At 62.9% G+C, this 24,444-nt stretch carries 23 protein-coding genes, 2 tRNA genes and 2 pseudogenes; 10 read left to right on the top strand and 17 right to left on the bottom strand.

All coding sequences use genetic code 11. The features are described 5' to 3' along the window. Nucleotides 1-665: 665 nt before the first annotated feature. The 7 genes from ABIC51_RS37905 to ABIC51_RS37875 all read right to left on the bottom strand — a co-directional run bounded on the left by ABIC51_RS37905 (nt 666) and on the right by ABIC51_RS37875 (nt 8,391). A complete protein-coding gene (locus tag ABIC51_RS37905; protein ID WP_354007005.1) occupies nt 666-1,148 on the bottom strand; it encodes a DUF6884 domain-containing protein in 483 nt (160 codons plus the stop codon). Continuing rightward, nucleotides 1,145-2,938 (bottom strand): phosphoadenosine phosphosulfate reductase domain-containing protein, encoded by a 1,794-nt coding sequence (locus tag ABIC51_RS37900; RefSeq protein WP_354007004.1) that lies wholly within the window; start codon nt 2,936-2,938, stop codon nt 1,145-1,147. Before ABIC51_RS37900 ends, ABIC51_RS37905 begins: the two co-directional genes overlap by 4 nt. Before the next feature lie 18 nt (nt 2,939-2,956). Continuing rightward, the gene (locus tag ABIC51_RS37895) at nt 2,957-3,655 is read right to left on the bottom strand and encodes an LPD29 domain-containing protein (protein WP_354007003.1); all 699 of its coding nucleotides are present in this window, start codon (nt 3,653-3,655) and stop codon (nt 2,957-2,959) included. Between the two features lie 39 nt (nt 3,656-3,694). Beyond that, nucleotides 3,695-4,522, bottom strand: coding sequence for a DUF932 domain-containing protein (locus tag ABIC51_RS37890; RefSeq protein WP_354007002.1), 828 nt, complete (start codon nt 4,520-4,522; stop codon nt 3,695-3,697). An 854-nt stretch (nt 4,523-5,376) separates the two neighbouring features. Then, nucleotides 5,377-5,697 carry a hypothetical protein gene (locus tag ABIC51_RS37885; RefSeq protein ID WP_354007001.1) on the bottom strand — a complete coding sequence of 107 codons (321 nt, stop codon included), beginning with the start codon at nt 5,695-5,697 and terminating at the stop codon, nt 5,377-5,379. Nucleotides 5,698-5,756: 59 nt separating this feature from the next. After that, nucleotides 5,757-7,538, bottom strand: a complete 1,782-nt coding sequence (locus ABIC51_RS37880; RefSeq protein ID WP_354007006.1) for a DNA cytosine methyltransferase — start codon at nt 7,536-7,538, stop codon at nt 5,757-5,759. Nucleotides 7,539-7,590: 52 nt separating this feature from the next. After that, nucleotides 7,591-8,391: a DUF3560 domain-containing protein gene (locus ABIC51_RS37875; RefSeq protein ID WP_146254975.1), complete on the bottom strand. Its 801-nt coding sequence runs from the start codon at nt 8,389-8,391 to the stop codon at nt 7,591-7,593. Nucleotides 8,392-8,879: 488 nt separating this feature from the next. Between ABIC51_RS37875 and ABIC51_RS37870 the strand changes: the two genes are divergently transcribed. From ABIC51_RS37870 to ABIC51_RS37860, 3 genes are all read left to right on the top strand, one after another. Then, nucleotides 8,880-9,344: a hypothetical protein gene (locus ABIC51_RS37870; RefSeq protein WP_146254974.1), complete on the top strand. Its 465-nt coding sequence runs from the start codon at nt 8,880-8,882 to the stop codon at nt 9,342-9,344. A gap of 194 nt (nt 9,345-9,538) precedes the next feature. Further along, nucleotides 9,539-10,030 carry a hypothetical protein gene (locus tag ABIC51_RS37865; RefSeq protein ID WP_146254973.1) on the top strand — a complete coding sequence of 164 codons (492 nt, stop codon included), beginning with the start codon at nt 9,539-9,541 and terminating at the stop codon, nt 10,028-10,030. A 222-nt stretch (nt 10,031-10,252) separates the two neighbouring features. Then, nucleotides 10,253-10,525 carry a hypothetical protein gene (locus ABIC51_RS37860; protein WP_146254972.1) on the top strand — a complete coding sequence of 91 codons (273 nt, stop codon included), beginning with the start codon at nt 10,253-10,255 and terminating at the stop codon, nt 10,523-10,525. Between the two features lie 37 nt (nt 10,526-10,562). On the opposite strand, the gene ABIC51_RS37855 is transcribed toward ABIC51_RS37860, so the two are convergent. The 7 genes and pseudogenes from ABIC51_RS37855 to ABIC51_RS37825 all read right to left on the bottom strand — a co-directional run bounded on the left by ABIC51_RS37855 (nt 10,563) and on the right by ABIC51_RS37825 (nt 13,524). Further along, on the bottom strand, nt 10,563-10,817 hold the full coding sequence (locus tag ABIC51_RS37855) for an energy transducer TonB family protein (protein ID WP_146254971.1): 255 nt from the start codon (nt 10,815-10,817) through the stop codon (nt 10,563-10,565). Nucleotides 10,818-10,832: 15 nt separating this feature from the next. Beyond that, nucleotides 10,833-10,909 (bottom strand) — tRNA-Ile (locus tag ABIC51_RS37850). A 7-nt stretch (nt 10,910-10,916) separates the two neighbouring features. Then, nucleotides 10,917-10,993, bottom strand: a tRNA-Pro gene (locus tag ABIC51_RS37845). A gap of 18 nt (nt 10,994-11,011) precedes the next feature. Next, the gene (locus tag ABIC51_RS37840; RefSeq protein WP_146254970.1) at nt 11,012-11,314 is read right to left on the bottom strand and encodes an H-NS histone family protein; all 303 of its coding nucleotides are present in this window, start codon (nt 11,312-11,314) and stop codon (nt 11,012-11,014) included. A 278-nt stretch (nt 11,315-11,592) separates the two neighbouring features. After that, a pseudogene (locus tag ABIC51_RS37835) lies at nt 11,593-11,874 on the bottom strand (IS3 family transposase); the annotation flags it as partial. Beyond that, nucleotides 11,867-12,004: pseudogene (locus ABIC51_RS37830) on the bottom strand (IS66-like element accessory protein TnpA); the annotation flags it as partial. The pseudogenes ABIC51_RS37830 and ABIC51_RS37835, both read right to left, overlap by 8 nt. A gap of 143 nt (nt 12,005-12,147) precedes the next feature. Then, on the bottom strand, nt 12,148-13,524 hold the full coding sequence (locus ABIC51_RS37825) for a glycoside hydrolase family 28 protein (protein ID WP_146254969.1): 1,377 nt from the start codon (nt 13,522-13,524) through the stop codon (nt 12,148-12,150). A 971-nt stretch (nt 13,525-14,495) separates the two neighbouring features. Between ABIC51_RS37825 and ABIC51_RS37820 the strand changes: the two genes are divergently transcribed. From ABIC51_RS37820 to ABIC51_RS37805, 4 genes are all read left to right on the top strand, one after another. Then, nucleotides 14,496-15,503: a helix-turn-helix domain-containing protein gene (locus ABIC51_RS37820; protein WP_011548510.1), complete on the top strand. Its 1,008-nt coding sequence runs from the start codon at nt 14,496-14,498 to the stop codon at nt 15,501-15,503. A gap of 78 nt (nt 15,504-15,581) precedes the next feature. Continuing rightward, nucleotides 15,582-16,520, top strand: coding sequence for a SphA family protein (locus ABIC51_RS37815; protein ID WP_011695176.1), 939 nt, complete (start codon nt 15,582-15,584; stop codon nt 16,518-16,520). Nucleotides 16,521-16,542: 22 nt separating this feature from the next. After that, a complete protein-coding gene (locus ABIC51_RS37810) occupies nt 16,543-17,772 on the top strand; it encodes an MFS transporter (protein ID WP_124675962.1) in 1,230 nt (409 codons plus the stop codon). 36 nt (nt 17,773-17,808) lie between these two features. After that, nucleotides 17,809-19,251 carry an amidase gene (locus tag ABIC51_RS37805; RefSeq protein ID WP_146254968.1) on the top strand — a complete coding sequence of 481 codons (1,443 nt, stop codon included), beginning with the start codon at nt 17,809-17,811 and terminating at the stop codon, nt 19,249-19,251. Nucleotides 19,252-19,754: 503 nt separating this feature from the next. Here the strand turns inward: ABIC51_RS37805 and ABIC51_RS37800 are convergent. The 3 genes from ABIC51_RS37800 to ABIC51_RS37790 form a co-directional block, all read right to left on the bottom strand. Next, nucleotides 19,755-20,627 carry a fumarylacetoacetate hydrolase family protein gene (locus ABIC51_RS37800; protein WP_354007000.1) on the bottom strand — a complete coding sequence of 291 codons (873 nt, stop codon included), beginning with the start codon at nt 20,625-20,627 and terminating at the stop codon, nt 19,755-19,757. 144 nt (nt 20,628-20,771) lie between these two features. Then, on the bottom strand, nt 20,772-21,542 hold the full coding sequence (locus ABIC51_RS37795; RefSeq protein WP_146254966.1) for an SDR family NAD(P)-dependent oxidoreductase: 771 nt from the start codon (nt 21,540-21,542) through the stop codon (nt 20,772-20,774). A 145-nt stretch (nt 21,543-21,687) separates the two neighbouring features. Continuing rightward, nucleotides 21,688-22,242 carry an OsmC family protein gene (locus tag ABIC51_RS37790; protein WP_011695172.1) on the bottom strand — a complete coding sequence of 185 codons (555 nt, stop codon included), beginning with the start codon at nt 22,240-22,242 and terminating at the stop codon, nt 21,688-21,690. Nucleotides 22,243-22,600: 358 nt separating this feature from the next. Between ABIC51_RS37790 and ABIC51_RS37785 the strand changes: the two genes are divergently transcribed. The 3 genes from ABIC51_RS37785 to ABIC51_RS37775 all read left to right on the top strand — a co-directional run bounded on the left by ABIC51_RS37785 (nt 22,601) and on the right by ABIC51_RS37775 (nt 24,382). After that, nucleotides 22,601-23,164: a TetR/AcrR family transcriptional regulator gene (locus ABIC51_RS37785; RefSeq protein WP_011695171.1), complete on the top strand. Its 564-nt coding sequence runs from the start codon at nt 22,601-22,603 to the stop codon at nt 23,162-23,164. A gap of 126 nt (nt 23,165-23,290) precedes the next feature. Next, nucleotides 23,291-23,632, top strand: coding sequence for a carboxymuconolactone decarboxylase family protein (locus tag ABIC51_RS37780; protein ID WP_011548518.1), 342 nt, complete (start codon nt 23,291-23,293; stop codon nt 23,630-23,632). Between the two features lie 69 nt (nt 23,633-23,701). After that, nucleotides 23,702-24,382, top strand: a complete 681-nt coding sequence (locus tag ABIC51_RS37775; RefSeq protein ID WP_146254965.1) for a DsbA family oxidoreductase — start codon at nt 23,702-23,704, stop codon at nt 24,380-24,382. The last annotated feature ends 62 nt before the right edge of the window (nt 24,383-24,444 follow it).

The raw sequence follows: 24,444 nt of genomic DNA, 5'->3' as shown, positions 1-24,444 counted from the left end.
TGGAGCTTCAAAGAGGCTTGAGCCGTATGCCGGGAAACTGGCACGTACGGTTCTTAGGGGAGGATGCGGCGGCAACGCCGTGTCCTTACCCGACATGCAGTCGACGGATTCAGGGGCGAGTTTGGGCATGGCGACCAGGCAGTCGCCGTTGTACAAATAGCTCACGGTCAGCTCCATAGAGTTGAGATGGGGGCAGCCGGAGCGATGCGGCTCGCAAACCGTGCTACCCGGAGCTGGCGAGCGCCCGCGGGAGAATGGGGGGCAAGGGGACCGTGGAATACCGGAGTGCGCGGAGCGCGCGAGGATATGCCGCGAAAGCCCCTTGCAGGAGCGGGGCGCCGTGCGACACTCGTCGCGCACGGCGCAACGGTCCGTCCACCAGGCTACGGCGGGCGAACGTGGGCTCCGGGTTCAAAGGTCGACTGCACGGATGGGTCGAAAGGCTCGGCTATGGAGTGGGCACCAGGCGCGCGAGCGGCGTTGCGTCACGGACATGAGCGCCACGGCGGTCGCAGATCGCCGGGCGCGATCGCGATTTCCGTGCCGCGGCCGCGCAGCGGCCGCCGCGCAAATTTGGGAACCGTGGAAATGATTCGGCCGGCGGTGCCGGCATCCGAAGAGCGTCAGCTGCTGCGCCCCGAGGCGCTCGACGACGATGGAGGGGCCTAGCTCTGGCCGCCTCGTAGGAACGCGCCGAGCTGCTGGCGCTGATAGCCGATGTCGCCGGTCGTTTCCTGCACGAGCACTCGGCCCGATACATGCCCGAGTTCGATCTGGCGCGTAAGCGCTGCCTCCATCACGCGGCGATAGCTTCGACCGCCTGCGAGCAAGACACGATGCGCCGTCGCCGGCCAGGTGCCTGGTATGAACCGATCGAGCTCGCCGAGCATCGTCTCGGCGCGGGCCAGGGTCATGAGCTGGTCGTACGGCTCGATGACCAGGCCCGGCTCGATAAATCCATGCAGCGCGGACAGGATCATCACGGCAGGCGGCGACTGACGTTGCACGTTCGCGCGATACGTTCCGTACATCACGCCGCGATACAGGTCGATCGCCGGCATGGGGCTCGCAAGCTTCATCGCCGAACACGCCATAACGACCAACGTCGTGGCGTGCTGATTCACGGGAGTCATCGGCGTCTGCGTCATGCCGCGAACTCGAAGATCGTCTGCGCACCATCCGTCGTGGCCTTATGCCCCCAAGCCTGTCGCGCATCGTCGGGCAGTTGGCCGAAGCGCACGCTGCGCGCGGCGAGCTGCTCGACGTCGTGCCCGAGATTCAGGCCGAGCCGGTCTTTGAAGTCGGTGCGACGGGCCACCTCGTCGTGCTTCAGCTGCTGCTTATGGGAGAGTGTGAGCGCACCGTAGTTCAGGTACCACCGATAGCCGGTCGTGATCCCGCCAGGATGGAAGCCGCGGTCGTGCATCGCGGCCAACCGATCCGCCTCGAATTGCAGGATCATCGCAGCCGACTCGACGTCGACGTCGAAGCGCGGGCCGGTGCGGACGCTCCACGTGCTCTTGCCATCACCCAGATCCAGAATAGTCGGCGCGCACGGCGAGCGCTCGGTCAACGCCTCCATCAGGGGATCTCGAAACCCTGTCCACTGATCCGCCGTGTCGTCCCACTCGTTGCCCACCTGCAGGAAGAGCGGCTCCGGCATCGGCGCCGGCGGCGCCGGTGCGATCTCCGGCACACGATAGGTCATGCCACGCTCGCAGATGTCACGGTAGTCGGCCCAGATCGCGAACGGCGCGGCGAGCCCCTGCAGGGACTGCATCGCGTCGACGGCGATCATCATCGGCAGCGGCAACGTCTGAAATTTCGGCTGCGTCCCAGCGCGCCGAGCCCGGATGCGCTCGTCGCGATCGATCGTCAGCATGTACCGAACGAGTTCCCGCACAGTCGCCGCACCGAACGTGTCTGGTTCCACGCAGACATAGCCTGCGCGGATGGTTCGACCGACCCAATTGCGGCGCGACCAGTCGTAGCGGATCGCCCGGATAAACCGGTTCAGCTGCTGCAGGCCGAACGCATAGGCATATCTGTCCTGGTCGAAGCGGATCATCTCGGCAAGCGAGCGATCATCGGCTTGCTGGCACGTCCAGCAGCCGGTGCGCGCGTCGCAATGGCCCCGGCGCACCCGCTTGCCGGCCGACGCCTCCTCGAACGTGAGATCCGAGACGATCGCGCAGCTGCTGTTCCCGGCGTGGGCATAGATCCGCTTCGTCTCGGCGAAGTCGGTGTAGCTGCTGCGCAGCCCAGAGGCGACCTCCCCGATAAATTCCCAGACATCTTCCGTCGACCAGTCGGCGATCGGGCAGAGCGTGTACTCGCCATCGCTGTTGCGAACCGGCGTATCCGCGCGATCGCCGCGCACGGTCATCTTCGCCTTGCGGCGCTCACTTTCGGCGAGACGTGTGCCGAGCAATACCACGGGCTCGGCATAACCGGCCTTCCGTGCTTCACGGTACAACTGGTTGCGGCCGACCCGGCTCGGCTCGATCTTCAAAGAGACCGAGCAGTCCGAATTCGTGCCGGCGTAGCTCGGCAAGGCGCGGCCCGTGAGGATCGACAGCTGCCAGGACGTCGCGAGCGACGGGGCAACAACCTGCACGCGAACGTCGAATCCGTGCGCGTGGCCATAGGTTTCCATCTTCGCGAGCTCGCGATGCGCGTGCTCAACCATCTCAGGCGACTCGACGAGCGTGTCGGCTGTGATCACGCACACGAGCGGCCGACCACCAGCTGCAGCATGCCGTCGGGCCGCCTCGAGCGCGAGGCTAGTCACGACTCCACTATCCTTGCCCGCGCTGAACTGGCAGATCACCATCCGGTTGGCGACGAGAAGCGCTCCCAGCGCGTCGATCGCGCGCTGTACGCGCCGTTCAAGGGTGGGGCGCGCTTCCGCGTCCAGGAACATTTCGACCGTTTGCATAGCGCTAGACATCCGCGGTCAGTGGGTGTCGCGACGCACAAACAGGCGTGCGGCAGTGATCGACCGGGGAAATCCATGCGCGTCGGTGGTTTCCGCGAGCATCGCGTCGACGTCCATCTGTACGTTGGATCCCGATCGGTGGCTTCCTGTCCGATGCACACCGCAGACCTCGAGCAGCTGCAGCTGGCCCGCGCGGTATCCCGCAACGGTCATCGCCGCGCGGACGTCCGGTGCCAGAAAGTCTGCGTACCGCACCGCGAGGCGCGAAATTGCACGCGAAATCGCGTCATCGCTGAACTGCCTCGACAAGATGATCCGGTCGGCAGCCAGGTGAACCGTCAGCCGGCCCGCCGACGTCAGCATGAAGTGCTCGACCCGCTTGACCTTCCCGCCGTCGACCACGCGTGTGGCCTGCAGCGGCAATACGAGCCGTGCCACCTGCAGGTCGCGCGGGCCGTCCGTCCAATCGACCGTCAGGTGCGAGCCGTTTCCTTTCTTCGTGACGGCGATCGCGAACGTCGTCGTGGGAAATGCCTCATGGAGAATCGTCTGCACCAGCTGCACGGTTTCGATGAGGTTGAGCGTGTCGGCAATGACCATCGCCGGCGTCGCGCCGTCGCAGCTGGTGCGCGCGCACACGAGTTCGGTAGAACGGGAGAGGCTGGTTTCGGTGGTAAGCATCATGTTCGACCTCGATAGAAATGGAGCACGAAACATCCGGATGAGCGCCGGCGCTGCTCGCCGGCGCATGAAGGGTTAGCTGTTACGGGTACGCAGCGCGTCGGCGAGAACCCAGAGCGCGCGGTTCAACTTGATGTCCTGGTCGATGCCAGTGACCTCGCGCGTGCGCGTGCGGCGGCCGGTCGCGGTTCGGCCGATCTGGCCACCACGAACCAAGGATTCCTGAACGCGGTTGAATGTCGTCCACAAGTCGCGACCGGCATCGTCAGTGCGGCGCGGCCGCAGTACCTGCTCCTCCGTGATCGGTGCCGGGGCGGTCGAGGTGTCGTAGCGGTAGGCGAGCGCGGCCCGCGCAAACGCGTGCTGCTCGTGCTCATCAAGCTGCACTTCGGTCATGCCTTCCTTGACCTCGCGGATCAAGTCGAAGCCGTCGAGCACGTCGTACGCGCCCGCGACGACGTCGTCGACAACGTTGCCCTTGTGCAGAACGCGCACGTCGTGCGTTGCGTCGCCGAGAACCAAGCCATTCGCACAGACGAAGCGGAAGTACCCCCCCAGCATCTGATAGCTGCTCGACCCGTCGTGAGAATTGAGGAGGATGATTTCCGGCGAGTCGGATTGCGTGACCTGCGTGGCATGGCGCAGGCGAAGCATGTGCTTGGCATGCTCGCGCTTGCCGTTGTCGCGCACGCGCGTCTGGCAAACCATGAAGGGCTGGAACCCTTCCTGACGCAGCTTCGTGAGGATCTCGATGGTGGGGATGTACGTGTAGCGATCCGACCGGGAGTCGTGCTTGTCGGCCGCGAAGATCGACGGCGCGACCTGCCGAATTTGGTCGTCATCGAGCGGCGTGCTCGAACGAAGGATCGGGGCCGTGCGGCCGAACGTGGTTGCGAGTTTCATGGCTTTCTCCGTTGAAAATTCAGATGCGAGGCAGATGGAGTTCGACGGTGTCCATCAACACCAAACGACGTGGTCGTAACCGACAGTGCGTCGGTAGTAGTTGCGTCCATCCCATGGCGTGTACGTGTATTCCATGTACGCACACTGAAGGACTACTATCCAATGGTGCAGGCGGTTCGTTTCCATCGAGACCTCCGTTCGAAGTTGGTTTGCATTGCAGGCCGCCCGGGCCCCAAGATTCGGAGCTCCCCTCGTAGGGGTACGTGCCGGTGATGCCTTGACTTCGGCAGAACTGCTGCCGCCAGTCCCCTGAGTTCGTCGTCCCGCGACTAAAGGAGCCTGCCGGCGGGCGTGTTCAAGGGCGGTCGCAAAGCCGCACGCGGAGCGCAGCCCGTAGGGCGAGCACCGAACGGGTGCCGCGGCCGGCGAAGCGAACCCTTGAATGCGAACGACGGTGGGCTACGGTCGCGTTTGGGACGGCGAGCTCACGGGCTGGCGGTACGCGAAAAGTTGAGACAGCACCGGCTCGCCGCGCGGCGAGCGCCCAATCGGGGCGGAGCCCCGGCTGTACAGGGGTTATCGGGTTTGCGTCAGGGATTGAAGCCCGAAGGGGGCGAGACTCGCGCAGCGAGGCTCGACGCGCAGCGCGAAAGCCCGGCCCGGAGCGAAGCGGAGGGAGACGCCCAGGGTCCGCCGCAAACTCCGGACGAATGCGTTTGGAGTCGCACGCACAGAGGCTGAAGCCATGTGCACACGCGAGGCAGCAAAAGCTCGACGCGCGGCGAGCACCACCTCTCGCAGCCCAAGGCCCCGCGACTGGAATAGCGCGTGCGCCGCACGGTGCACGCCCATCGCTACCCGACACGATCGAACCCGGCTGCTATCGTGCGTCGCTCAACCGGCGTGGTCTCGGCGGTCACGAAGTGACAGCCGAGCTCGCGGGGGCCGGCAAGGCGCGCGCGATAGCGCGCACCAGGCGCCCGCCAGTTCAGGTTTTGCTTCACACACTCGATCGCCCGATCGGCTGTCCGGGCGCGGGCGTAATAGGTGTGGCGGTAGGTCGGGCGTCGTTCGCGCCCGGCCGCGATGTCAACCGCCCATACCTTGACGTCCTTGTCCGACCACAATGCGATCGCGTCTGCGTCGTTCGGGAACAGAATGCAGTGCTGTTTCATCTCGACTCCTCGGAGAATGCGGCCCGCCGCGGCGGGCCGCTCATAGGACACGGGCCGCGTTACAGACTGCCGGGCAAGGTCAGCGCGATTGCAACCGAGCGCACCCACACCGGCGTCGACGAAAGTTGGAACGTCTCGCCCGATTCGGCGAGCAGCAGCGTCGTGCCCATCACCTCGCCGATTGCCTCGGCGGCCTCGGGCGGCACCGCGTTGCCGATGCGCTCTCGCCATGCCTGGTCGGACAGGCCGTCGAGTTCGAGATATTCCTCGGGCTCGGCGAGCGACTGCAGGACAGCCAGCTCGAGCGTGGTGAATGGGCGATGCCACGTGCCGTCGAGCGCGCGAATGATCGCGATGATCTTCTCGGTCGCCGCAGGCAAGCGCGGATCGGCGACAGACCAGCGCCCGTTGTCGTGGCCCGCAGCCGCGGATACGGCGCCGCTGGGCTGGTCCCAGCCGACCACGCCGTAGTGGCCGCCAGTGAGGTACGCATCGCCGCGTTCGCGCCGGATACCGGGGCGCGGGTCAGCGACAGCGAAAGCGCCTTGGCCACTGTCGCTGCGCGCGATCACGGTGCCGGCTGGTTCGTCGAAGCCCGTGACGCGGTACTTACCGGCACCCTCGAATCCGGCCGTCGAACGCGGATCCTGCACACACTGGCCGGTGCCGTGCGCGCTGGTGACCGCACCTGCAGCGTCATCCCACGGCACGATCCGGAATTCGTTGTTGTGCTTCGCCGGACCGACGTGGCGCGGGTCGGCCACACTGAAGGTGCCTTGGCCCGGCGACTTCTGGCCGGTGATGGTGCCCGAGTGGTCGTTCCAGTTCAGCACGCCGTACTGCTGATACTGCGCGGCGTCGGCCGGCCCGCGCGGGTCGGCGACCGAGAACGCCCCATTCCCGGGGCGGCTCGCGCCGGCCACGACCCCGCTGGGCTCGTCCCAGCGGTTCACGCCGAGCACGGTGTTGCGCATCTCCGGCACGATCAGGTAGTCGCGCAAATGGCCACTCTCGACCGCCAGGTCGTTCAAGCTGCGCCAGTCGCTGCCCGCCTTGACGAACGCGAGCCGCACCCACGTTTTCCACTGCAGAGACGGAATACGGTGCATCGGGCCGGCCGCGTCGGTATCGCCCGGCAGCGGCATGCGGCCGAGCAGCGTGCCGACTCCCTGGAGGCGCTTGAGGGGCGGCTCATACAGGAAGGGCGGCACCTTCGCGGTATGCCTCGCGACGAGCAGGAAACGCTTCCGGCTCTGCGCGAGACCGCCGATCTCGCCGCAGTCGTGCGTCGTCTCGTTCACGGCGTAGCCGTAGTGGCTCAGAATCTGCTTGATCTGATCGAGCAGGTGCCGAGCGCGGGTCGCGAGCCGCGGCACGTTCTCGAACACGATGAGTTCAACCGGGTCGTCCTTCCACGCTTCGCACATCAGCCAGATGCAACGCAGCGTGAGCTCGTTCAGCGCCTGGTACTTCGGCGTGCGGCTCAACGCTTCGGACAGCAGGCCAGACGCCCCCTTGCACGGCGAAGAGATGAACACGCAGTGCGGATGCTGGTTGCCGGCAGCGGCGCGGATGTCGGCGGCCGTCGCTTCGCGCCATCCGTGAGAGGGTTCCGCACCGTGGAACGCGGTGTATTGCTCGCGCGTGAACAGATCCATCAGCGTGCACGGCACGCCGACGAGAGAGAGGAAATCCCGGCAAGCGGCGGGATCGTTGTCGATACCGCCGATGCAGCGCCACTTCGCTGTCATGTTCCGCACGCGGGACTCGGCTTGTTGGAAGCCCTTTGCGCCGCCGCCCAAGCCACTGCACATCGTGAACACGTTGTAGGTCCGGCTCATTTCCATGGTTGTTCTCCGTAATGCTGGCCCGCTCGCGCGGGCCGAGCGTGGTTTAGCTAGCAGCGAGGAGTTGATCGATCTGCGGGCGCAGCCAGGTCGCCGTGCTGATCGCGGCCGGGCTCAGCTTGCGAACGTAGGCGGAGGTACCATCGGGGGAGCGTGAGGGGCTGAACAGAAACGCGTTGCGACGCAGGAGCGCGCGCAGGTCTTTCGCAGGCTTCGCGTCGAAGATGAACATGGCGCGGTTGTCTTCGACATCCTCGCGATACACGTAGCCTTCGCCTTGATGCTCGACCGAGCTGCGCGCGGCGATCTTCTCGAGCTGGGCAATGCGATCGCGAATGCGGCGGATGTTGGCGCTGCTGTTCGAGATCTCGTACGACGCGAAACCGACACGACCGGCGAAGTCCGGCGTAAATAGTTTTTCGATGGTGTCTGGCTTGTATCCCATGCGGGCAAGACCGGCGCGGTCATCGCGGCGCACCAGGGCATTGGCGCGCTTCATTTGCTCGTGCTGTTCCTCCAGAGCGACCAGCTGCGCGCGCAGCTTGGCAACCGCGTCCGGGTCGTCGCTGGAGATCCCGCCTTTGCCGACTGCGGCGGCTCGACGATCGAGTTCGTCAGCATGGTCGGCGAGGGCGAACGACTTCCCGAAGGTCTTGTGGATGCGTTCGCGATAGTTCCGGTCTCGCGATTCGGAGTAGTGGCCGGCCAGCACGGGCTGACCGGACGGGATGGCCGATGCCATTTGCTTGGCGGCGGTATAGGCGATCTGGGATGCGGAGCGTGCCTTGCCGGCCCGAGCCTCAAGACGCGTGCGACGGTCATGCTGGCGTTGCTGGAACGTGTTCACGAGCTTTCTCCTGTGCAGGTTGATGCGGCTGTAACGGTTTGGCTGTCAGGCTGACCGGGCCCCAAGATTCCCTGTCCCCGCGTAGGGGTTCGGGCTTTGGTGCCTGGACGTCGGCAGAACTGCTGCCGCCAGTCCCCTGAGTTCGCCGTCCCGCGACAAAAGGAGCCCGCAGCCGGGCACGTTCAAGGACGGACGCAAAGCCGCACGCGGAGCGCAGCCCGTAGGGCGAGCACCGAACGGGTGCCGCGGCCGGCGAAGCGGATCCTTGAACGGGAACGGGGAAGGGCTACGGTCGCGCTTGGGACGACGGGCTCAGGGGCTGGAGGTATGCGGATACGCGAGGCAGCACGAGCTCGCCGCGCGGCGAGCGCCCCTTCTCGCGGCCCAAGGCCGCGGGACTGGATAGGCAGGCCCGCGTGTCGCGGCATCAACGCGACACGCGGTTGCGCTATGCTTTGGCGTGATCGTGTGAAATCAGAGACGAGTCGATGCTCATTCGTGAACAGGGACGCCTCATCAAGGTGCTGCGCGTCGAACCTCCCACACAGCCCCCGACCAGGGGGCGCCGGCGCGAACACGTGCTCGGCACGTTTCGCGCCGACAGGCCGATACCGGCCGCGCTGCTCGATGCGTTGAGCCGCGACGAGCGCAAAGCGCTCGCGCGCTGGCTCGCGGTTTACCGGGAGAGCCTGCGGCGCGCCGATGCACGCACGACGCTGGCCACCGCACCCACGCACCTCGAGTCGCTCGTCAGCGCACTCGAGGTAGCGGCCGACACGTTGTCGGCCGTCGACGCGGATCAGATGTGGGTGCAGCTGCAGGCGATCGCACGAACATTGAAGCGTGCCGGTCATCCGCGGCCGCGCGCGGCGCGCCGGCCGCCGGCGCCACTGCCCGGACAGCAAGACTTCTTTGACGAATGCGACGAGTTCGAGCAGCTCGCCGAACAGTGAGCACGCTCCCCTCCAGGACAACCACCATGCATCCACACCGTATCGTCGAAGACACAGGTCGCACGCGGATCCCAACTCGACCTGCCAACGATCAGGACAGCCAGCGCTCGACGTGGCTCCGCTGGTGTCTACGGGTGCTCCGCGTCTTCAGAGCACCATTCAAGGTTCATTGAGAGGCTTGACGAAAGACCGCCATGTCGAACCGACGCGCACCTTCATCACGACGACACCAGCCGTCCGCGCACTCGAAGCTCGCCCGGAGTTTGCTGCTGCCGATGCCCCGGCAGAAAGCAGAGGAGCTCGCATTGCAGTATCACGCGGCATTCCAGGCGCTGCGGATGGGTCGCGGCTCGGCCCACGGACTGGCTGTTCTACTGCAGCTGGTCGTGCTTGCGGGCTTCGTCGACGAAGCCCGCAAGCACGAGTTGCGCATCGAGGTCCTGGTGGCCACCGAACGCGGTATCAACTCCGCGCTCGCGCAGGGCAAGACTTGCGGCGAGTGGGCACTGGACCCGCAGACGGATGAGCTCGTCGCCGCGCTGATCGGGTGGCACGATGATCAGCTGCGCACGGCGCCGCTGGCGGTGTTCGCCGAGGCGCTCGAGCGGCTTGAGCGGATGCGTGACGGCCGATCGTACGATCGGCCGCCAGCACGCCGCAGTGGGACAGCATCCAGGCTCGGTTGAGCTCCCTTGAATCGGCGCGCCAGCGGCCGAATATTGCGAATCGCTCGCACCCCTGATATACATACAGTATCTGGGCCGGCAGCGGCTGCTATGCGGAGCGGAAAGCAGAATGGACTATCTGATTCGAGCGGATGGCTTTCGCGATCGCGATGCCTTGACACAGCCGACGTACGAGCTTGCCGGCAAGCTCGCGGACCTGGTCCGCGCACCGCGGAGTCGAGGATGATCGCGGCGCCGATGCTCGAGCAGCGCGACGCGATGGTCGCGCTCGGGTGGACCGTGGTGAGCGACTACGGATATTCGCATCGCAGCGGCTGGACGATCGGTGTCTGCCGTGTACGCGACAAGTGGGTCGTCGAGCTATGGGATGGAACGTCTCTCCATGCCAACGTCGACTCGCCTGTGGCGGCCGCCCGGCTTCATCGGGAACTCGTCGCTGAAGCGGACTCGAACACAACCGGCGACGTCGACGGACAGCACGAGACGTCAAGCTGACCAGGAGGAGGGCTCGGCAGCGGCCGGGCCCGGCACGTCAATCTCCGTCGTATGTGAGATCGTGCCACCGTTGTGAGGTGCCGCCACCTGACCCGAGCTGGCCACGCGGAAACAGCTTGACGGCTATCGCATGCAGCGCGCGGTCGTCGCGCGCGGGATCGCCGCAACTGCGCCGCACCTTCAGATCGCGAACGCGACCTTCGTCGTCGAGCCAAACTCGCACCAGGACATTCCGGCGACCCTCGGTCGAACGCGGAACTGCTCGAGACAGCATGCGATCGATCAGCGACATAGGCGTCCTCTTCACTGGTGGGCCTGGCTGGACTTGAACCAGCGACCAATCGATTATGAGTCGACTGCTCTAACCGGCTGAGCTACGGGCCCGAATACATGGTCGGAGTGGCAGGATTTGAACCCGCGACCCTCTGGTCCCAAACCAGACGCGCTACCAGGCTGCGCCACACTCCGAGCGGCAATTTTGCCGTGTTATTCCGCGTCCTTAATCAGAAACCGATCGCGGTTCTTCGCGCCTGCAATCCATTGCGGTGCCTTCCCACGCCCGCTCCAGGTGGCGCCGGACTTCGGGTCACGATACTTCGGTGCGATCGGCGCGCGCTCGCTGGGCGCTGCTGCACGCCGGCGACCAAAGAGTTGGTCGGGCGTGATGCCGTATTCGGCGATCTGTTCGCGAATCGCAGTGATGATGCTATCCAGCTCAGCAAGCCGCGCTTCTTCGGCTTTCTGTGCGAGTGCCTCTGCTTGCGCCTTCAGTTCGAGATAGGTAGCCATAAATGTGAAGGAATTTCCTTTGAGAGATAGTTCTGGATAGAGCGGCTCATTATATCCGCGCGTCACACCGGGTTCGAAAGCTTCGCGGCTCCGGCGTCCAGCATTTCACTTGTGGAAGAAGTTCAGCATGATCGCAAGACCGCCGAACAGGCAAGCGAGGCGAATCAATTTATTCGGCATCCTATCTATTTTACATAACTAAACTTAACGAACTCGTACATTGTAGTGGCTAGATTGAAATGTCCGCTTTGGGGGTGCGGCGGAATTCTTGGACTGGGTTATGTCGTCAGCCCGAGACTCTCCCGGTACTCAATCGGACTGAGTGCGCCAAGCGAGATCTTGCTCCGTTTCTCGTTGTACCAGCGAATGTACGAGTCGACGACCTCGATGAATAGGTCGGTGGTGATGGTCTGTCAGTCTCGAGAGTAAAACAGTTCCGTTTTCAGCCGTCCCAAGAAGCCTTCGCACGCCGCGTTATGGGGCGAGCAGCCCTTGCACGACATTGAACGGATCAGATTGGCCTCCCGTATCCGGGTAAGCCAGCCTGGCCAACGATAGTGACGCGCCGGGTTGCAAGCATGCTTCGACCAGGCGGCGTTTCCCATCTGGATCGAACGACCGTTTGCCGTGCGGCGAAACGTGCATCACCTTCAGGGGCAGGTAAACGAGGTCAATCGTGTCAGCTGTCATCGTGGTTGCGTCCGCAAGTGTGAGTTGCGGACGCAATCGTGGATCGATTCAGCAGTGCCGGCTAGGTGCGGAGGATTTCGCGCTTACGCATCAGGCGTTTTGATCCTAATTTGGCCCCTACCGAAGACGTGTCCCCATGTCGCTCAAATCTGCGCAGGGATCGTGATGCTGCTCGGGCAGGACAGCGTCGCGCCGGTATCCGGAATCCCCACTACTTGTCCGTTCGAACCGGTCGAGGTCGTCGCGCTGCTGTGGCTGCCCAGTTGCAATTCGCCGTCGGTCACGGAGAAGGCCTTACCGCCACTGATCTGGCTATTGGTGATGCGGATTCCCGTGTCGCCCGATTTTGGCACGCCCATCAGGCTGTTCGAGAGCCCGATGATGGCGCCTTGCTGCTTGGTGGCGGTGGCGATCACGTTGTCGATGGTGACGTTGGCGATGATCGGCAGGGCGCCGCCGGTGCCTGAGGCGTAGGCGTAGGTGAACAGGAAGGGCTGCTGGACGTTGCGCATGCAGGTGTTCCGGTAGGTCACGCCGGTGGTGGCACCGCTGTCCTTGGCGGTCTGGTCGGTCTTGATCCGGTAGCCGTAGTCGGTGCCGCTGAACTGCATCGTGTCGACCGTCACCTGCGAGACGCCGGGCTTGGCGAGCGTGGTGCCGGCCGCCTCCTGGCCGCCGATCGAGATGCCATGACCACCGCCCACCACGCAATGGCTGACGTTGACGCTCGAGGTGGCCGCCCCGCCCGCGTTTGACTTGATGGCGATATCGTCGTCGCCGGTGTCGAGCAGACAGTTCTTGATGGTCGCCGTCTGGGTGCCGATGATGTCGATCGCGTCGGTGTTCGGCGCGAGATCGTCACCGCTGGCATTGCGGTTCGGATTCGCGTAGATCCACACGCCGTCGATCGTGACGTTCTTCGAGCCCGATTCAATCACCAGTTGCTCCTTCGGCGAGTTGCGGATGATCAGTGCGCTGCCGGTAGCATTGGACGAACTCGGGAAGGCCACGATCGACTGCGATTTGCCGGCATCGGTGAAGTTCGAGCCAATCTGCAGGTTTGAGCCGGTGATGGCGATCAGTTTGGGCCGGGCCGTATTGTTCTGCCCGACTGCGGCAGGCCAGTAGTCCTGTCCGTCGCCGTCGATCGCGCCGGTGCCGGTAATGGTCAGGTTGCTCAGATTGCTGCCGGTCAGCATTGCGCCGCTCGAGGGCTGCGCGGGCGAGCCCTTCAGCGTGAAGCCCTTCTCCAACTTCAGCACGATATTGCTGGCGAGATTCACGCTGGTGATGACCGCCGTCGAGATGCCGTTGTTGCTGGCCAGGTCGACCAGGCCCGGACTGCTGCTGGTGCCGCTGGCGGCGCACTGTTGGATGGCGTTCTGCAGATTCGTGGTGTTGGTGCTGGCCGAACTGCTCCACTGCGGCGTGCAGGTGGCCGCTTGCGCGGACGCTTGCACGGCGAGCGCGGCCAAGGCGGAGAGCATTAGGACGAGGCGCGTGCTGCTTTTGCCTTTCATTGGTTTTCCTTGTATTTAAAATAAGAGAGCGAAATAGGTGCAGCCGGCAAGCAGTGGGGGGGGTAACCTATGAGTCGCAATTCGCCGCCGGACGAACCTCGGCCGGGACACAACACGTATCCCAGGATACTGCTCAGGGCCTCGGATTTTTCTCGAATCCCTGCGCACTAACACGGATCGGTGACCATAATGATCCTCAGTTGAGAACGTCGGCAAAGTGATGGCACTGACGGGAGTGCGAGCAGCAATCACAATGGCGCCTCTGTTTATGCGATAACCAGGCGTCAAACAAGTTGCATCTCCCGGCGGCCCCTCATGTACAAAGCAATTTATGACATATGGCTTTCAAATTCACTTAATTATACGCTGCATAGTCATTGACGTGCATCCAGCAACCGCAGATTTTTGATCAAACAATAAATAAAAGATGCAATAGCTCTAAATCAAATATCGACTCTCCAGTCGCGCCCTCATTCTCGCCGCACTAGCAAAATTCCGGAGTTCTTTTTGAAATTCATCGATCAAACTCTTACGCGAATATTAATATTCGTCGTTTTTTGTAATTATTTTGAAAATTTAGGTCTCTCTTCTGTATGCACTAGTAATAACTGCATAGACATACGATCGGTTATGTCGTCAGCCCGAGACTCTCCCGGTACTCAATCTCACTGAGTGCGCCATGCGAGAACTTGACCGAACCAAGGTGATGCTGATCGCCGAGATGGGTTGGAAACCCGGGCGTGCAGCGTAACGGATCGGTCTGAGCGTTCGCCAAGTCAACCCGCTGATGCGGCGCTATCAGGAAGTCGATGACGGAGGCTGGCTCGTGAATTCGCCGCCGACGTCGTCAGCCGAAGGTCTGCCAGCCGCGAGCGCGTCGGGCACGTCCGGCCTCGGGGTAAAGACGCATTGTCACCGATTTATGGTGTGCGCACTGTCAGCACTGGTCTTCGTCCATCGCCCAACCTGCCATGCCGTACACCCCGTTGCCGCCCGCGACAACCGGCGACTCTTCGACCGACGGGATGCCGTTCATCCGGCGCTTCACCTGCAATGACGTCGACAGCCTCGCCGAATGCACGCACGGCTGGTCGATCCACCTCGATCAGCTCTCGCCTGGGCCTTTCCAGGGTACCGTCCATGCGATCCGCCTCGACGAGATGCAGCTCCTGAGGGAACGCGTGAATCGCTCGCTGCTGAAACGCGGCGACCAGTGCGCCGGTAGCACGTCGTTCAGCATCCCGCTGGAAACCTCAGGCACCGGATACTGCGGCGGCTCACCGCTGCGCGACAAAGCGCTGCTTGTCTCCAGCGGCACATCGCTGCCGGAGTTGCGCACCCCGGACCACCAGGACGTCGTATTGCTGACTGTCCCAACCGATACGCTTCGCAGGCTGGTATGGCTCGGCGATAACGATGGCGAAGCCGGCGGAACGCCGTCTAGCGAAACCAGCATCGCGCGCGTGCCGGTGGCCCGCTACGAAGCGTTGAAATCCTTGCTGGTAGCGGGTTTCAGCGCTGCAGACACGTCGGAGCAGCGCCTTGCGCGTCTGCAGACGCGCAAGGCGCTGCGCGACACTATTCTGATCGAACTCGTCGACGCGCTTGAAGCGGCCGGCCGACCCGTTCGGCTCGATCCATCCGCGCGGCGTCGCATCGTCGACCGCGTGCGCGAGCTCGTGATCTCGCAGCCCGGCGTTCCACTGACCGTGCTCGACGTATGCCGTGCGGTGGGCGCGAGCCGGCGCAAGCTGCAGTACTGCTTCGAGGAAATCCTCGGCACGCATCCTGCGTGGTACTTGCGTGTGGTACGGCTCAACGCGGTGCGTCGCGAACTGCGCGAACATTCCCCGGCGAGCGCTTCGGTCAGCGACGTCGCGTGCCGCTGGGGCTTCTGGCACCTGAGCCGATTCGCGTCGCACTACCGGGAACTGTTCGGCGAACTGCCGTCCGATACGCTCAAACGCCCCCCACGATAATTACCAAAAGCGGATAACGCGCCGGATTTTGACGTTCCTAGACTCCGTACACATTTCAACTGTACGGGAAACGGCACGATGAAAGTCCTCAGACGCCCGCATGGCGTGCGGCACTGTCGCACACGCACCACCGTCGTCGCGATCGGCACATTGGCGGCAACGCTCGCATGTCAGAGCGCTGGCGCGCTTGAAAACGACGGCCCGATCACGCCGTTCGGCGTGTTCGATTTCGGCGCAGGGATGACGCCGCCGCCCACGCCCAACGGCACGCTCGCCACACGCTTCGCGTACTATTCGACGCACACGATGCGCAACGGCGGCAATGCCGACTTCTCATTAACAGCCGCGTCGTGGAGCCTCGCATACATCAGAATGACAAACGCGAGGCTGTTCGGCGCGAACGTCGGCTTCGGCGCGATCGTGCCGTTCCTGAATCTGAACGGGCACGTGAACGTACCGACGCCCGCGGGAACGCTCGCAATGTCGGCCGATCCGACCAATATCGGCGATGCGGATTTCCAGCCGCTGATTCTCGCGTGGACTTTGCCTAATCTGTTCGTCAACGTCGCACTCCAAGTGCAGGCGCCAACGGGAGCCTATCGGTCCACTCGACTTTTCAATCCTGGCGTCAACCACTGGACCTTCTCGCCGATCATCGGCGCAACGTACATCACCGACAGCGGATTCGAAATCTCGACCAGCATCGAGGTCGATCAGAACACGACGAACCGTGCAACGAACTATCGAAGCGGCACCGGGTTCCGCCAGGAATTCGCGCTCGGACAGCACATCGGCCCGTTCACCGCCGGCCTCGGCGGCTACATCGAGCGGCAACTGAGCAACGACCACGGCCCGAATGTCGACGGCAACCGCGCGCACGTGAACGCGCTGGGCCCCGCGATCAGCTATGTCGAACCGGGAAAGCCGGCGGTATGGCTGCACGTTTACAAGGAATTCGGTGCGCAAAACCACGCGCAGGGGTACCAAATCGCGCTGCGTGCCGCGCTGTCGTTCTGATGTTCTGATTCGGGAGCAGTCGATGAATCCGCTTTCTTCCACGCATACCGCGCCATATTCACGTGCCGCTAGGCAAGCCGGCGCCAGCCAGGGTGCTGTGCTGCTGCTCGGCAGCAGTCTCACCGTAATGGGCGCAGTCATGATCGCGCCGATCCTGCCGAAACTCGCGGCGGACTTCGTGCCAGCCAACCCGCGCCTCGCCGCACTCGTGCCGCTCGTCGCGACGGGCCCCGCCCTTGCGATCGCGCTGTGTGCGCCGCTCGCCGGCTGGCTTGCCGATCGCGTCGGACGCAAGATGCTGCTTTTGCTAGCAACGCTCGTGTACGGGCTGGTCGGCGCTGCGCCGGCATGGCTCGACAGTTTCACCGCGATCCTCGTCTGCCGGTTCGCGCTCGGCGCCGCGGAAGCGTGCGTGATGACGTGCTGCACGACGTTAATCGGCGACTACTGGCACGGTGAACAACGGGTGCGCTACGTGAACCGGCAGGTCGTCACGATCGGTGTCGTCGGCACGATTTTTTTCGTGCTTGGCGGCGCGGCCGGCGAGCACGCATGGCGCTATCCGTTCTATCTTTACCTGCTGCCGATCCTGCTCATACCTGCGATTGCCGCCCTGCTGTGGGAGCCGCTGCGTCATGGTCGGCCCGCCGAGCCGGGCGACGGCGGCACGCCACTGTCCGGCGGCAAGCTCGCGTCGACGCTCGCCATTGGCTATCTGCTGATCTGCGTCGGAATGGTCAGTTCCTTCGTGGTCCCGGTGCAGATGCCGCAGCTGATGATCGACATCGGGCAGCACTCGTCGACGATGATCGGTGCGGTCTCGGGTATCGGTTTGCTATCGACGCTGGCCGGCTCCATCGCATGGCCATGGTTGCGCGACGCGCTCGGCCGGCGCTTCGTCAATGTCGCGCTCCTTGTGCTGCTTGCTGTGGGTCTGTATCTGCTTGCGAGCGCCAATACGGTGCCGGCCATCGTCGTGGCGGTCGTGATTCACGGCTTCGGCGGCGGCATGCTGGTCCCAAACGCAATCCTGCCGCTGATGCGCAGGCTATCGCTCGCGATTCGTGGCCGCGCCCTGGGCGGTTTCACAGCCGCGCTCTATTTGGGCCAGTTCCTCAGCCCGTTGGTCGTGCTCGGATGTGCACAGGCGTTCGGCGGACTGCGTCCCGCAATCGTCTCCATCGCGTCCGGTACAGCCGCCACGGCACTGCTGTGGTTGCTGCCGGCATTTCGTAGCCGCGGCGACGATTGATCCACTCCCATTGTCTTGTTCTCGAACGATAGACCTATGAAAGATTTCCAAACGCTCATCGCCACGCATGATGGCATCGCGCTCGCGGCGCTCGTTCGCGAGAAAGAAGTAACGCCGACGGAACTGCTGGACGCCGTCCTCGCCAGACTCGACGCGATCAACCCCTCGCTGAATGCCGTCGCAGAGCGCCTCGACGAAACGGCCAGACTAGCCGCATCGACCATCACTGGCCACGAGAGCGTACTTGCCGGTGTCCCGACACTCATCAAGGACCTTTTCATGCCGGTGCGCGGCGCACGCATGGCGAACGGATCGTTCCTGTTCGGCGACTACCGGCCCGACTTCGACGGCGAACTCGTGGGGCGCCTACGGCGCGCGGGCATACCGATCGCTGGAACCTCGCTGTCGCCCGAACTGGGCACGTCGTTTTGCACCTCGTCAGCGCGTTTCGGCGTCACACGCAATCCGTGGAATCCGCATGTGAGCGCCGGCGGATCGAGCGGCGCCGCGGCAGCGCTTGTCGCCGCACGCGTGCTGCCGTTCGCGCACGGCAACGACGGCGGTGGCTCGCTGAGGGTGCCCGCGTCCTGCTGCGGCGTGTTCGGATTGAAGCCGACACGCGGTCGAACGCCGAATGGCCCGATGATCGGCGAAGGATGGGCCGGCATGGCCATCAACCACGCGATCACGCGCTCGGTTCGCGACAGCGCCGCCCTGCTGGACCTGACTGCGGGCGCCGATACCGGCGCGCCCTATGCGGCGCCATGCCAACCGGAGACGTTTCTCGCGGCCACGCAGCGCGATCCGCGGCCGCTAAAAATCGCCGTGATCGAGCAAGCGCCACCGTGGCCGCTTCATCCGGCCTGCCGACCCGCACTCGCACATACCGTCGCGTTGCTGCGCTCGCTCGGACACCACGTCGAGCCGCTCGATAGTCCGGTCGATTCGGAGGCGTTCTATGACCGTGTATTCACGATCATCGGCGCACAAACGCGTGCGCTGGTCGACATGATAGGCAACCAGCGCGGACTTCCGGTGCGCGACGGCGAAATCGAGGCCCGCACCCGTATCATCCTGCGGGAGAAAGGCAATGCAAGCGGCGCCGAATACGCGAGCGCCGTCGACTGGATCCATGCATTGGGCCGGACGTTCGGCCGGTTGATGGAGCGCTACGACGTGCTGCTAACGCCGACGCTCGCAATGCCGCCGCTTGCGCCGGCCGAACTTGCGACCGCGGACGACACGCAGTCGTTGAGCGAAGTCATCGATCGAGCGCATCGGTTTTCTCCGTTCACGGCATGGTTCAACGCGACCGGTCAGCCCGCGATGTCGGTGCCGCTTTACTGGGACGAGCAAGGCCTGCCGATCGGCAGCCATTTCGCGGGGGCGTTCGGCGCAGAGTCGCTGCTGTTCTCGCTCGCCGCGCAGCTTGAGCGCGCTGCACCGTGGGCGGATCGGATCCCCCCGCTTAGCGTTTGACTGACGGTCCGGTGAACTTCCTGGCTGCAGGCGACTGAGCGCACGGGCGCGTTTGACCAGAGAGGAAGCAGACACCCCGAACGTCGTGTCGGGGTGTCCCGATATTCAATGTTGTACGCGCAGGCTTTCGCGTTTCCAGTTCTTGAACGTATAGAGTGTCATCGTCGCATTCTGGAGATCGCCCTTGGAATCAAATCGCGTTTTACCGATCAAGCTCTTGTAGTCGATCTTTCAGATACGGGAGGCACTTCGCCAAGCCGGACGAGCCAGCAGACTTCTTTGCGTCGACGGGTAATCATCCTTCGCCTGCGACTAAATCACCAGCATAACCGCATCGGACGTCCCACTTAAAATCTCAGAAGACTGTCCGAACGTGACAGGCACCTCTATCTGTTGTCACGCTCACGATCACGGCACCCTACGCGTGCGTCCGCCTCTCCTCGCATGTAGAGAACCTGCCTGACAACGCCTGCGAGCCGGGCGCAGGGCACCATGCTCGTCAGTCAAGCGTCGCGCCGGACCATCCCCACGTACGCGACCGGGTTGCGCAACACGCCGAGCCGCTCGATCTCGACTTCGCACACGTCTCCGGCTTTCATCCAGAGCTGCGGTTCGCGCGCCATCCCGATACCGGCAGGCGTGCCCGTGACGATCACATCGCCGGCCTGCAGCGTCATCACGTCACTCAGCAGCACGACCAGCGTCTCGACATCGAAAATCATGTCCGACGTCGATGCCTCCTGCACGACCGCACCGTTCAAGCGCGTCTGGATCTTCAGCCCCTTGCAGCCGCGCGGCAGTTCGTCGGCCGTGACGAACCACGGCCCGAATGCCCCCGTCCCGTCGAAGTTCTTACCCATCGTCCATTGCGGCGTGCGGAACTGGTAATCACGCAGCGTGGCGTCGTTGAAAATCGAATAGCCGGCAACATGATCGAGCGCCCGCTCGCGCACGATGCTGCGTCCGCCCTTGCCGATCACCGCCACTAGTTCGCCCTCGTAGTCGAGTTGGGACGATTGCGCCGGCAGCGCGATCGGGTCGCCATGGCCGATCAGGCTCGACGCAAACCGCGCGAACACGGTCGGATAGGCCTGCTTCGCAAACCCGGTCTCGGTCGAGTGGTCGAGGTAGTTCAATCCGACACAGACGATCTTGCCGGACCGTCCGAACGGCGGCAGCAAGCGCACCGCCTCGAGATCGACCGGCGCGCCGCGCGCGAGAAGCGCGCCCACTTCGGCAAGATCAGCGCCGTGCGCCAGCAACGCATCCAGATCGCCCGGATAGGCGGTGTCCTCGGCGGTCAGCCCGAACCATCGCCCGCCGTGCTCCACCGCGATGCCGCGGTGCCCACCCTTTTTATAGACTGCAAATCGCATCGCACACTCCTTGCTCGCCGTCCATGAAGTCGTCGACTACGCCTTCAATGTCCTGTTGGACCACCGCTGGAGGCAGCGGTAGCCCCTCCTTCATCACGTTTCCGTCGCCCATGTACTGCTAGCGCGCGCACATCCAAACAGCCATCATTTGCGCACCGCAATCACCCCCGCATCCACATTCCAGATGGCACCGGTTACCCACGAGGTCTTGTCTGAAAGAAGGAAGACGATCGTGTTTGCAACGTCTTCGGGCGTACCAACGCGTCCGAGCGGATGAAACGACTCCAGCGCTTTCATCGCACCGGCAATGTCTTCCTTCGCCATGAAGCCTTCATAAATCGACGTCTGTACGATCGCCGGCGAGACAGCATTCACTCGGATACCCGCATCGGCAAGTTCAATCGCGAGATTGCGCGTGAGCGCGTGCAGACCTGCTTTTGCCATGGAATACGCCGATGCCGCGGAGTCGCCCAGCGCTACCTGGGCTCCGATCGACCCGACGTTCACGATAGCGCCTTGGAGCTTCGCAGCGAGCATGTTCCTGACCACGTCCCGCGTAATGAAGAAAGTGGCACGATTGAGCGACAGGTACATGTCGTAATCAGATTCTTCGTGGTCGATGAAGGCCTTCGGAGCAAAGATGCCCGCAGAATTCACCAGAAGCGAAATATCTTTGTGATTCGCGTTGATCTCCGAGCGAATGGCGTTCATGCCTTCCTCTGTCATGAGGTTCGCCGCAATCACGGAGACCGGACCGAGCCCGCTCAGTTCGGCACGGACCGCTTCAGCTTTGTCTTTCCTGTTTCCCGTCAAGACGACGCTACCGCCGCTTTTCAGCACTTGTTTGGCCGTTGCGAGCCCGATACCGCTGGTGCCACCGACGACAAGAAGTTTCTTACCGGAAAAATCGTTCATTTTGGCTTCCTTAATTTAAATGTCTGGATCAGTTCCGCATGCGCGGCCGCGCCAACGCGGACATTACTCGTCTTGCCGCGTCCATGAATCAGCTCGCCTCGCGGAGAACGCAGAACGCGGCCGGTATCGCAAGCACCTCCGCTGGTTAGCCTTCGCGGACTTCGAGAGTCGAGACCATGCGGATCGCCTTCGAGAAATTCGCGAGGTTGACCGAAGTTTTCGTCACGACCCGGTGCAACTCCTCGACACGCTCGCGCGAAGCGTCCGTGTGCAGGCGAACGACATAGCTCACTTCGTCGTATCCCGGGTTCACGCTCTCGTCGAGCCCGAGGAAACCGCGCAAGTCCAGCTCACCATCGGTCTCGATTTCCAGACTGTGGACAGTGATCCCCATCGCGGCGGCGTTGACCACGTATCCGACCGTCAAACAAGCGTTGAGCGCGGCCATGAGCAGCTCTTGCGGATTAGGCGCGCTATTCATGCCCAAAAGCTGGGTGGGTTCGTCCGCTGCGATTTCGAAATGCCGCTGGTGAGTCACCCCGCCCAGCTCATAGTGGCTGACAGTCGCCACGGAACGCGTCTGGTGTTCCCATTTCGTCTTGACGTTGAAGCGCGCGTTTCGCTTCGTGGGGTCCGTGGCGACTTCTTGCGCGAATTGCTGCAAAGCCGGCACATCGATTCCGTTCGGGTGGGTAGTCATCTGCTGGTCCTCCTAGGAGCGCTCTCGCGCAGGGAAAAGTTCAAACACGCGGCAAGCCTACCATCTAGTTGGTAGCTTCACAAGGGCATTTCTCGTCCTTGTAGTCGTGACGCTCCTTCGAGATTGATCGGACGAATTTGCGGCGCTGCCCGCTCAATGAAAAAATGCACGAGGTCGGTTAGTGCAATTGGGGACACGTTCCTCTACCATCTGCTTGCGGGGCGTCCCTGCAAGGTTGGCCCGCTGCGAAGACGAGATGCGCCGTCATGCTTGACAAAAAACCAACTAGTAGGTAGATTGCGCTTGCAGTGATTCGCTGGGTTCGTTCAATTGAAGATGGCAGTGTGCCGGAGGATGCATGGCAGTAGGTACGCGCGACGCGTTGGTTCAAGCTGCAGAAGGCCTGATGCGCTCGAGGGGTTATGCCGCCTTCAGTTATGCGGATCTGGCCGAAACCGTTGGCATCCGGAAGGCAAGCATTCACCATCACTTCCCGACGAAGGAAGATCTGGGCGTTGCGATTGTGGAAGCCTATGTCGCGAGAGTGGTGGAAGCGTTCGAGCGAATCGACCGCGAGAATGAGGACTTCTGGGGCCGCTTGAACGGATTTTTCGATACCTTTCGCGCCAGCAGTGATGGAAGCCTGCTCCCGCTCTGCGGTGCGCTTGCCGCCGAGATGGCTGCTTTGCCGCCCGAACTGCAGAAGCTCACGCACCGGTTTTTCGAGCTGCAACTGCGCTGGCTGACCAGGGTCATCGACAAGGGCATCAGCGACGGCGAGATCCCCGCCGGTGTGGGGAGCTGCCAGAAGGCGTATCAGGTATTGAGCGTTCTAGAGGGAGCCAGCTTTGTCGAGTGGGCCATGAAGAACGGCGAAACGCTCGACCGCGGCATCATTCGACTCATCGTCTCCGCAGCATAAAAAGAGGATCGCTTCCCCAAACGATTCATCGTTGCACCCAGCGCCAGAGCCGTTTTCCGCGTGAACATGGCTCTTTTATTTGAGTATTTACCCTACCAACTAGTTGGTTGTTATTTGGAGAAAACCATGGAAAACTGGACTGAAACAATCGGCGCCGTCACCCGTCGCGTGCATGAACTCGCACGGTACACCCCGGACACGCTCAAAGGCGTTGGTTTGCTCGGTGCCGCCGGCGCCAAGACAAATCATCTCGACGCAAAGACGCGAGAGCTGATTGCGTTGGCAGTCGCTGTCACAACACGCTGCGACGGCTGCATCGCTTTTCACGCGGCAGAAGCCAACAAGCTTGGTGTGACGAAGGAAGAAGTCGCAGAAGCACTTGGTGTCGCCATCAATCTCAATGCCGGCGCCGCTGTGGTCTATAGCACTCATGTCCTCGACGCGCTGGACCATCTCGGTCGCGAGTAAATGTCCTACCCGGCGCTGCCGCTGCGAGCGGAGCGCCACGAGGCAGCAATTTCTAGCTGAGGATGAAACATGAAGCGGGTCAATGTAGAAGTGTGGTCGGACTTTGTCTGCCCCTGGTGCTGGATCGCAAAACGACGCCTGGAAAAAGCGATAGAAGGCGTGACGCAGCACGTCGACGTGGTCGTGACACACAAGTCCTACCGTCTTGCGCGAGGCATGGTTCCGACCGGCTTTACAGACGCGCTTTATGCCAAGTTCGGAAACGCGACAGCAGCGCAAAGAATGATGGATGCGGTGTGCTCGGCCGGAGCCCAGGAAGGTCTGAACTACCGATTCGAGACCATGCGCTTTGGCGATACGAGCGACGCGCACCTACTCGTCAAAAGTGTCCAAACGTCCGAAGACAAACAACGGATGATCGAAGCGATCTACCGGGCCGCGACGACCGACGGGATTGACATCTTCGATAGAGCCGCGCTCATCGACCTTGCGAAGAGCATCGGCATTTCTGCTGCGTCGCTCTCCTTCGACGATCGCGAGATGGTGTCCGAAATCGCGCGAGATGAAGCAGAGGCAAATCGAATCGCAAATGGCGTTCCGCTGTTTGTCTTCAACAACCGAACGTACCTCTCGGGCGCACGTGAAGTCGCCGTGTTCGAAAAAGCGTTGTTCGACTCCGCCGAGAACGTACTGGACGAAAGCGAAGACACCGGAGGCATGAGCTGCAGCATTGACGGGTGCGCTCACTAGGCAGGCAGCCCCCCATTCACAAGGTATCGATTCTTTCCGGACTGACCGAAATGCGCGTGAAG

This window comes from Burkholderia sp. 572 (assembly GCF_040545135.1).
GTDB lineage: Bacteria > Pseudomonadota > Gammaproteobacteria > Burkholderiales > Burkholderiaceae > Burkholderia > Burkholderia cepacia.
Note: the sequence above shows the minus strand (reverse complement) of the source record. Positions and strands in the feature narration are given on the sequence as shown.

Coding starts and splice junctions, on each gene's coding strand:
- ABIC51_RS37900 (WP_354007004.1), bottom strand. CDS start 2,938: ATGCAAACGGTCGAAATGTTCCTGGACGCGGAAGCGCGCCCCACCCTT.
- ABIC51_RS37800 (WP_354007000.1), bottom strand. CDS start 20,627: ATGCGATTTGCAGTCTATAAAAAGGGTGGGCACCGCGGCATCGCGGTG.
- ABIC51_RS37785 (WP_011695171.1), top strand. CDS start 22,601: ATGGCAGTAGGTACGCGCGACGCGTTGGTTCAAGCTGCAGAAGGCCTG.
- ABIC51_RS37905 (WP_354007005.1), bottom strand. CDS start 1,148: ATGACGCAGACGCCGATGACTCCCGTGAATCAGCACGCCACGACGTTG.
- ABIC51_RS37820 (WP_011548510.1), top strand. CDS start 14,496: ATGCCGTACACCCCGTTGCCGCCCGCGACAACCGGCGACTCTTCGACC.
- ABIC51_RS37895 (WP_354007003.1), bottom strand. CDS start 3,655: ATGTTTCGTGCTCCATTTCTATCGAGGTCGAACATGATGCTTACCACC.
- ABIC51_RS37825 (WP_146254969.1), bottom strand. CDS start 13,524: ATGAAAGGCAAAAGCAGCACGCGCCTCGTCCTAATGCTCTCCGCCTTG.
- ABIC51_RS37885 (WP_354007001.1), bottom strand. CDS start 5,697: ATGAAACAGCACTGCATTCTGTTCCCGAACGACGCAGACGCGATCGCA.
- ABIC51_RS37815 (WP_011695176.1), top strand. CDS start 15,582: ATGAAAGTCCTCAGACGCCCGCATGGCGTGCGGCACTGTCGCACACGC.
- ABIC51_RS37860 (WP_146254972.1), top strand. CDS start 10,253: ATGATCGCGGCGCCGATGCTCGAGCAGCGCGACGCGATGGTCGCGCTC.
- ABIC51_RS37775 (WP_146254965.1), top strand. CDS start 23,702: ATGAAGCGGGTCAATGTAGAAGTGTGGTCGGACTTTGTCTGCCCCTGG.
- ABIC51_RS37870 (WP_146254974.1), top strand. CDS start 8,880: ATGCTCATTCGTGAACAGGGACGCCTCATCAAGGTGCTGCGCGTCGAA.
- ABIC51_RS37855 (WP_146254971.1), bottom strand. CDS start 10,817: ATGTCGCTGATCGATCGCATGCTGTCTCGAGCAGTTCCGCGTTCGACC.
- ABIC51_RS37795 (WP_146254966.1), bottom strand. CDS start 21,542: ATGAACGATTTTTCCGGTAAGAAACTTCTTGTCGTCGGTGGCACCAGC.
- ABIC51_RS37790 (WP_011695172.1), bottom strand. CDS start 22,242: ATGACTACCCACCCGAACGGAATCGATGTGCCGGCTTTGCAGCAATTC.
- ABIC51_RS37890 (WP_354007002.1), bottom strand. CDS start 4,522: ATGAAACTCGCAACCACGTTCGGCCGCACGGCCCCGATCCTTCGTTCG.
- ABIC51_RS37865 (WP_146254973.1), top strand. CDS start 9,539: ATGTCGAACCGACGCGCACCTTCATCACGACGACACCAGCCGTCCGCG.
- ABIC51_RS37780 (WP_011548518.1), top strand. CDS start 23,291: ATGGAAAACTGGACTGAAACAATCGGCGCCGTCACCCGTCGCGTGCAT.
- ABIC51_RS37805 (WP_146254968.1), top strand. CDS start 17,809: ATGAAAGATTTCCAAACGCTCATCGCCACGCATGATGGCATCGCGCTC.
- ABIC51_RS37840 (WP_146254970.1), bottom strand. CDS start 11,314: ATGGCTACCTATCTCGAACTGAAGGCGCAAGCAGAGGCACTCGCACAG.
- ABIC51_RS37880 (WP_354007006.1), bottom strand. CDS start 7,538: ATGAGCCGGACCTACAACGTGTTCACGATGTGCAGTGGCTTGGGCGGC.
- ABIC51_RS37810 (WP_124675962.1), top strand. CDS start 16,543: ATGAATCCGCTTTCTTCCACGCATACCGCGCCATATTCACGTGCCGCT.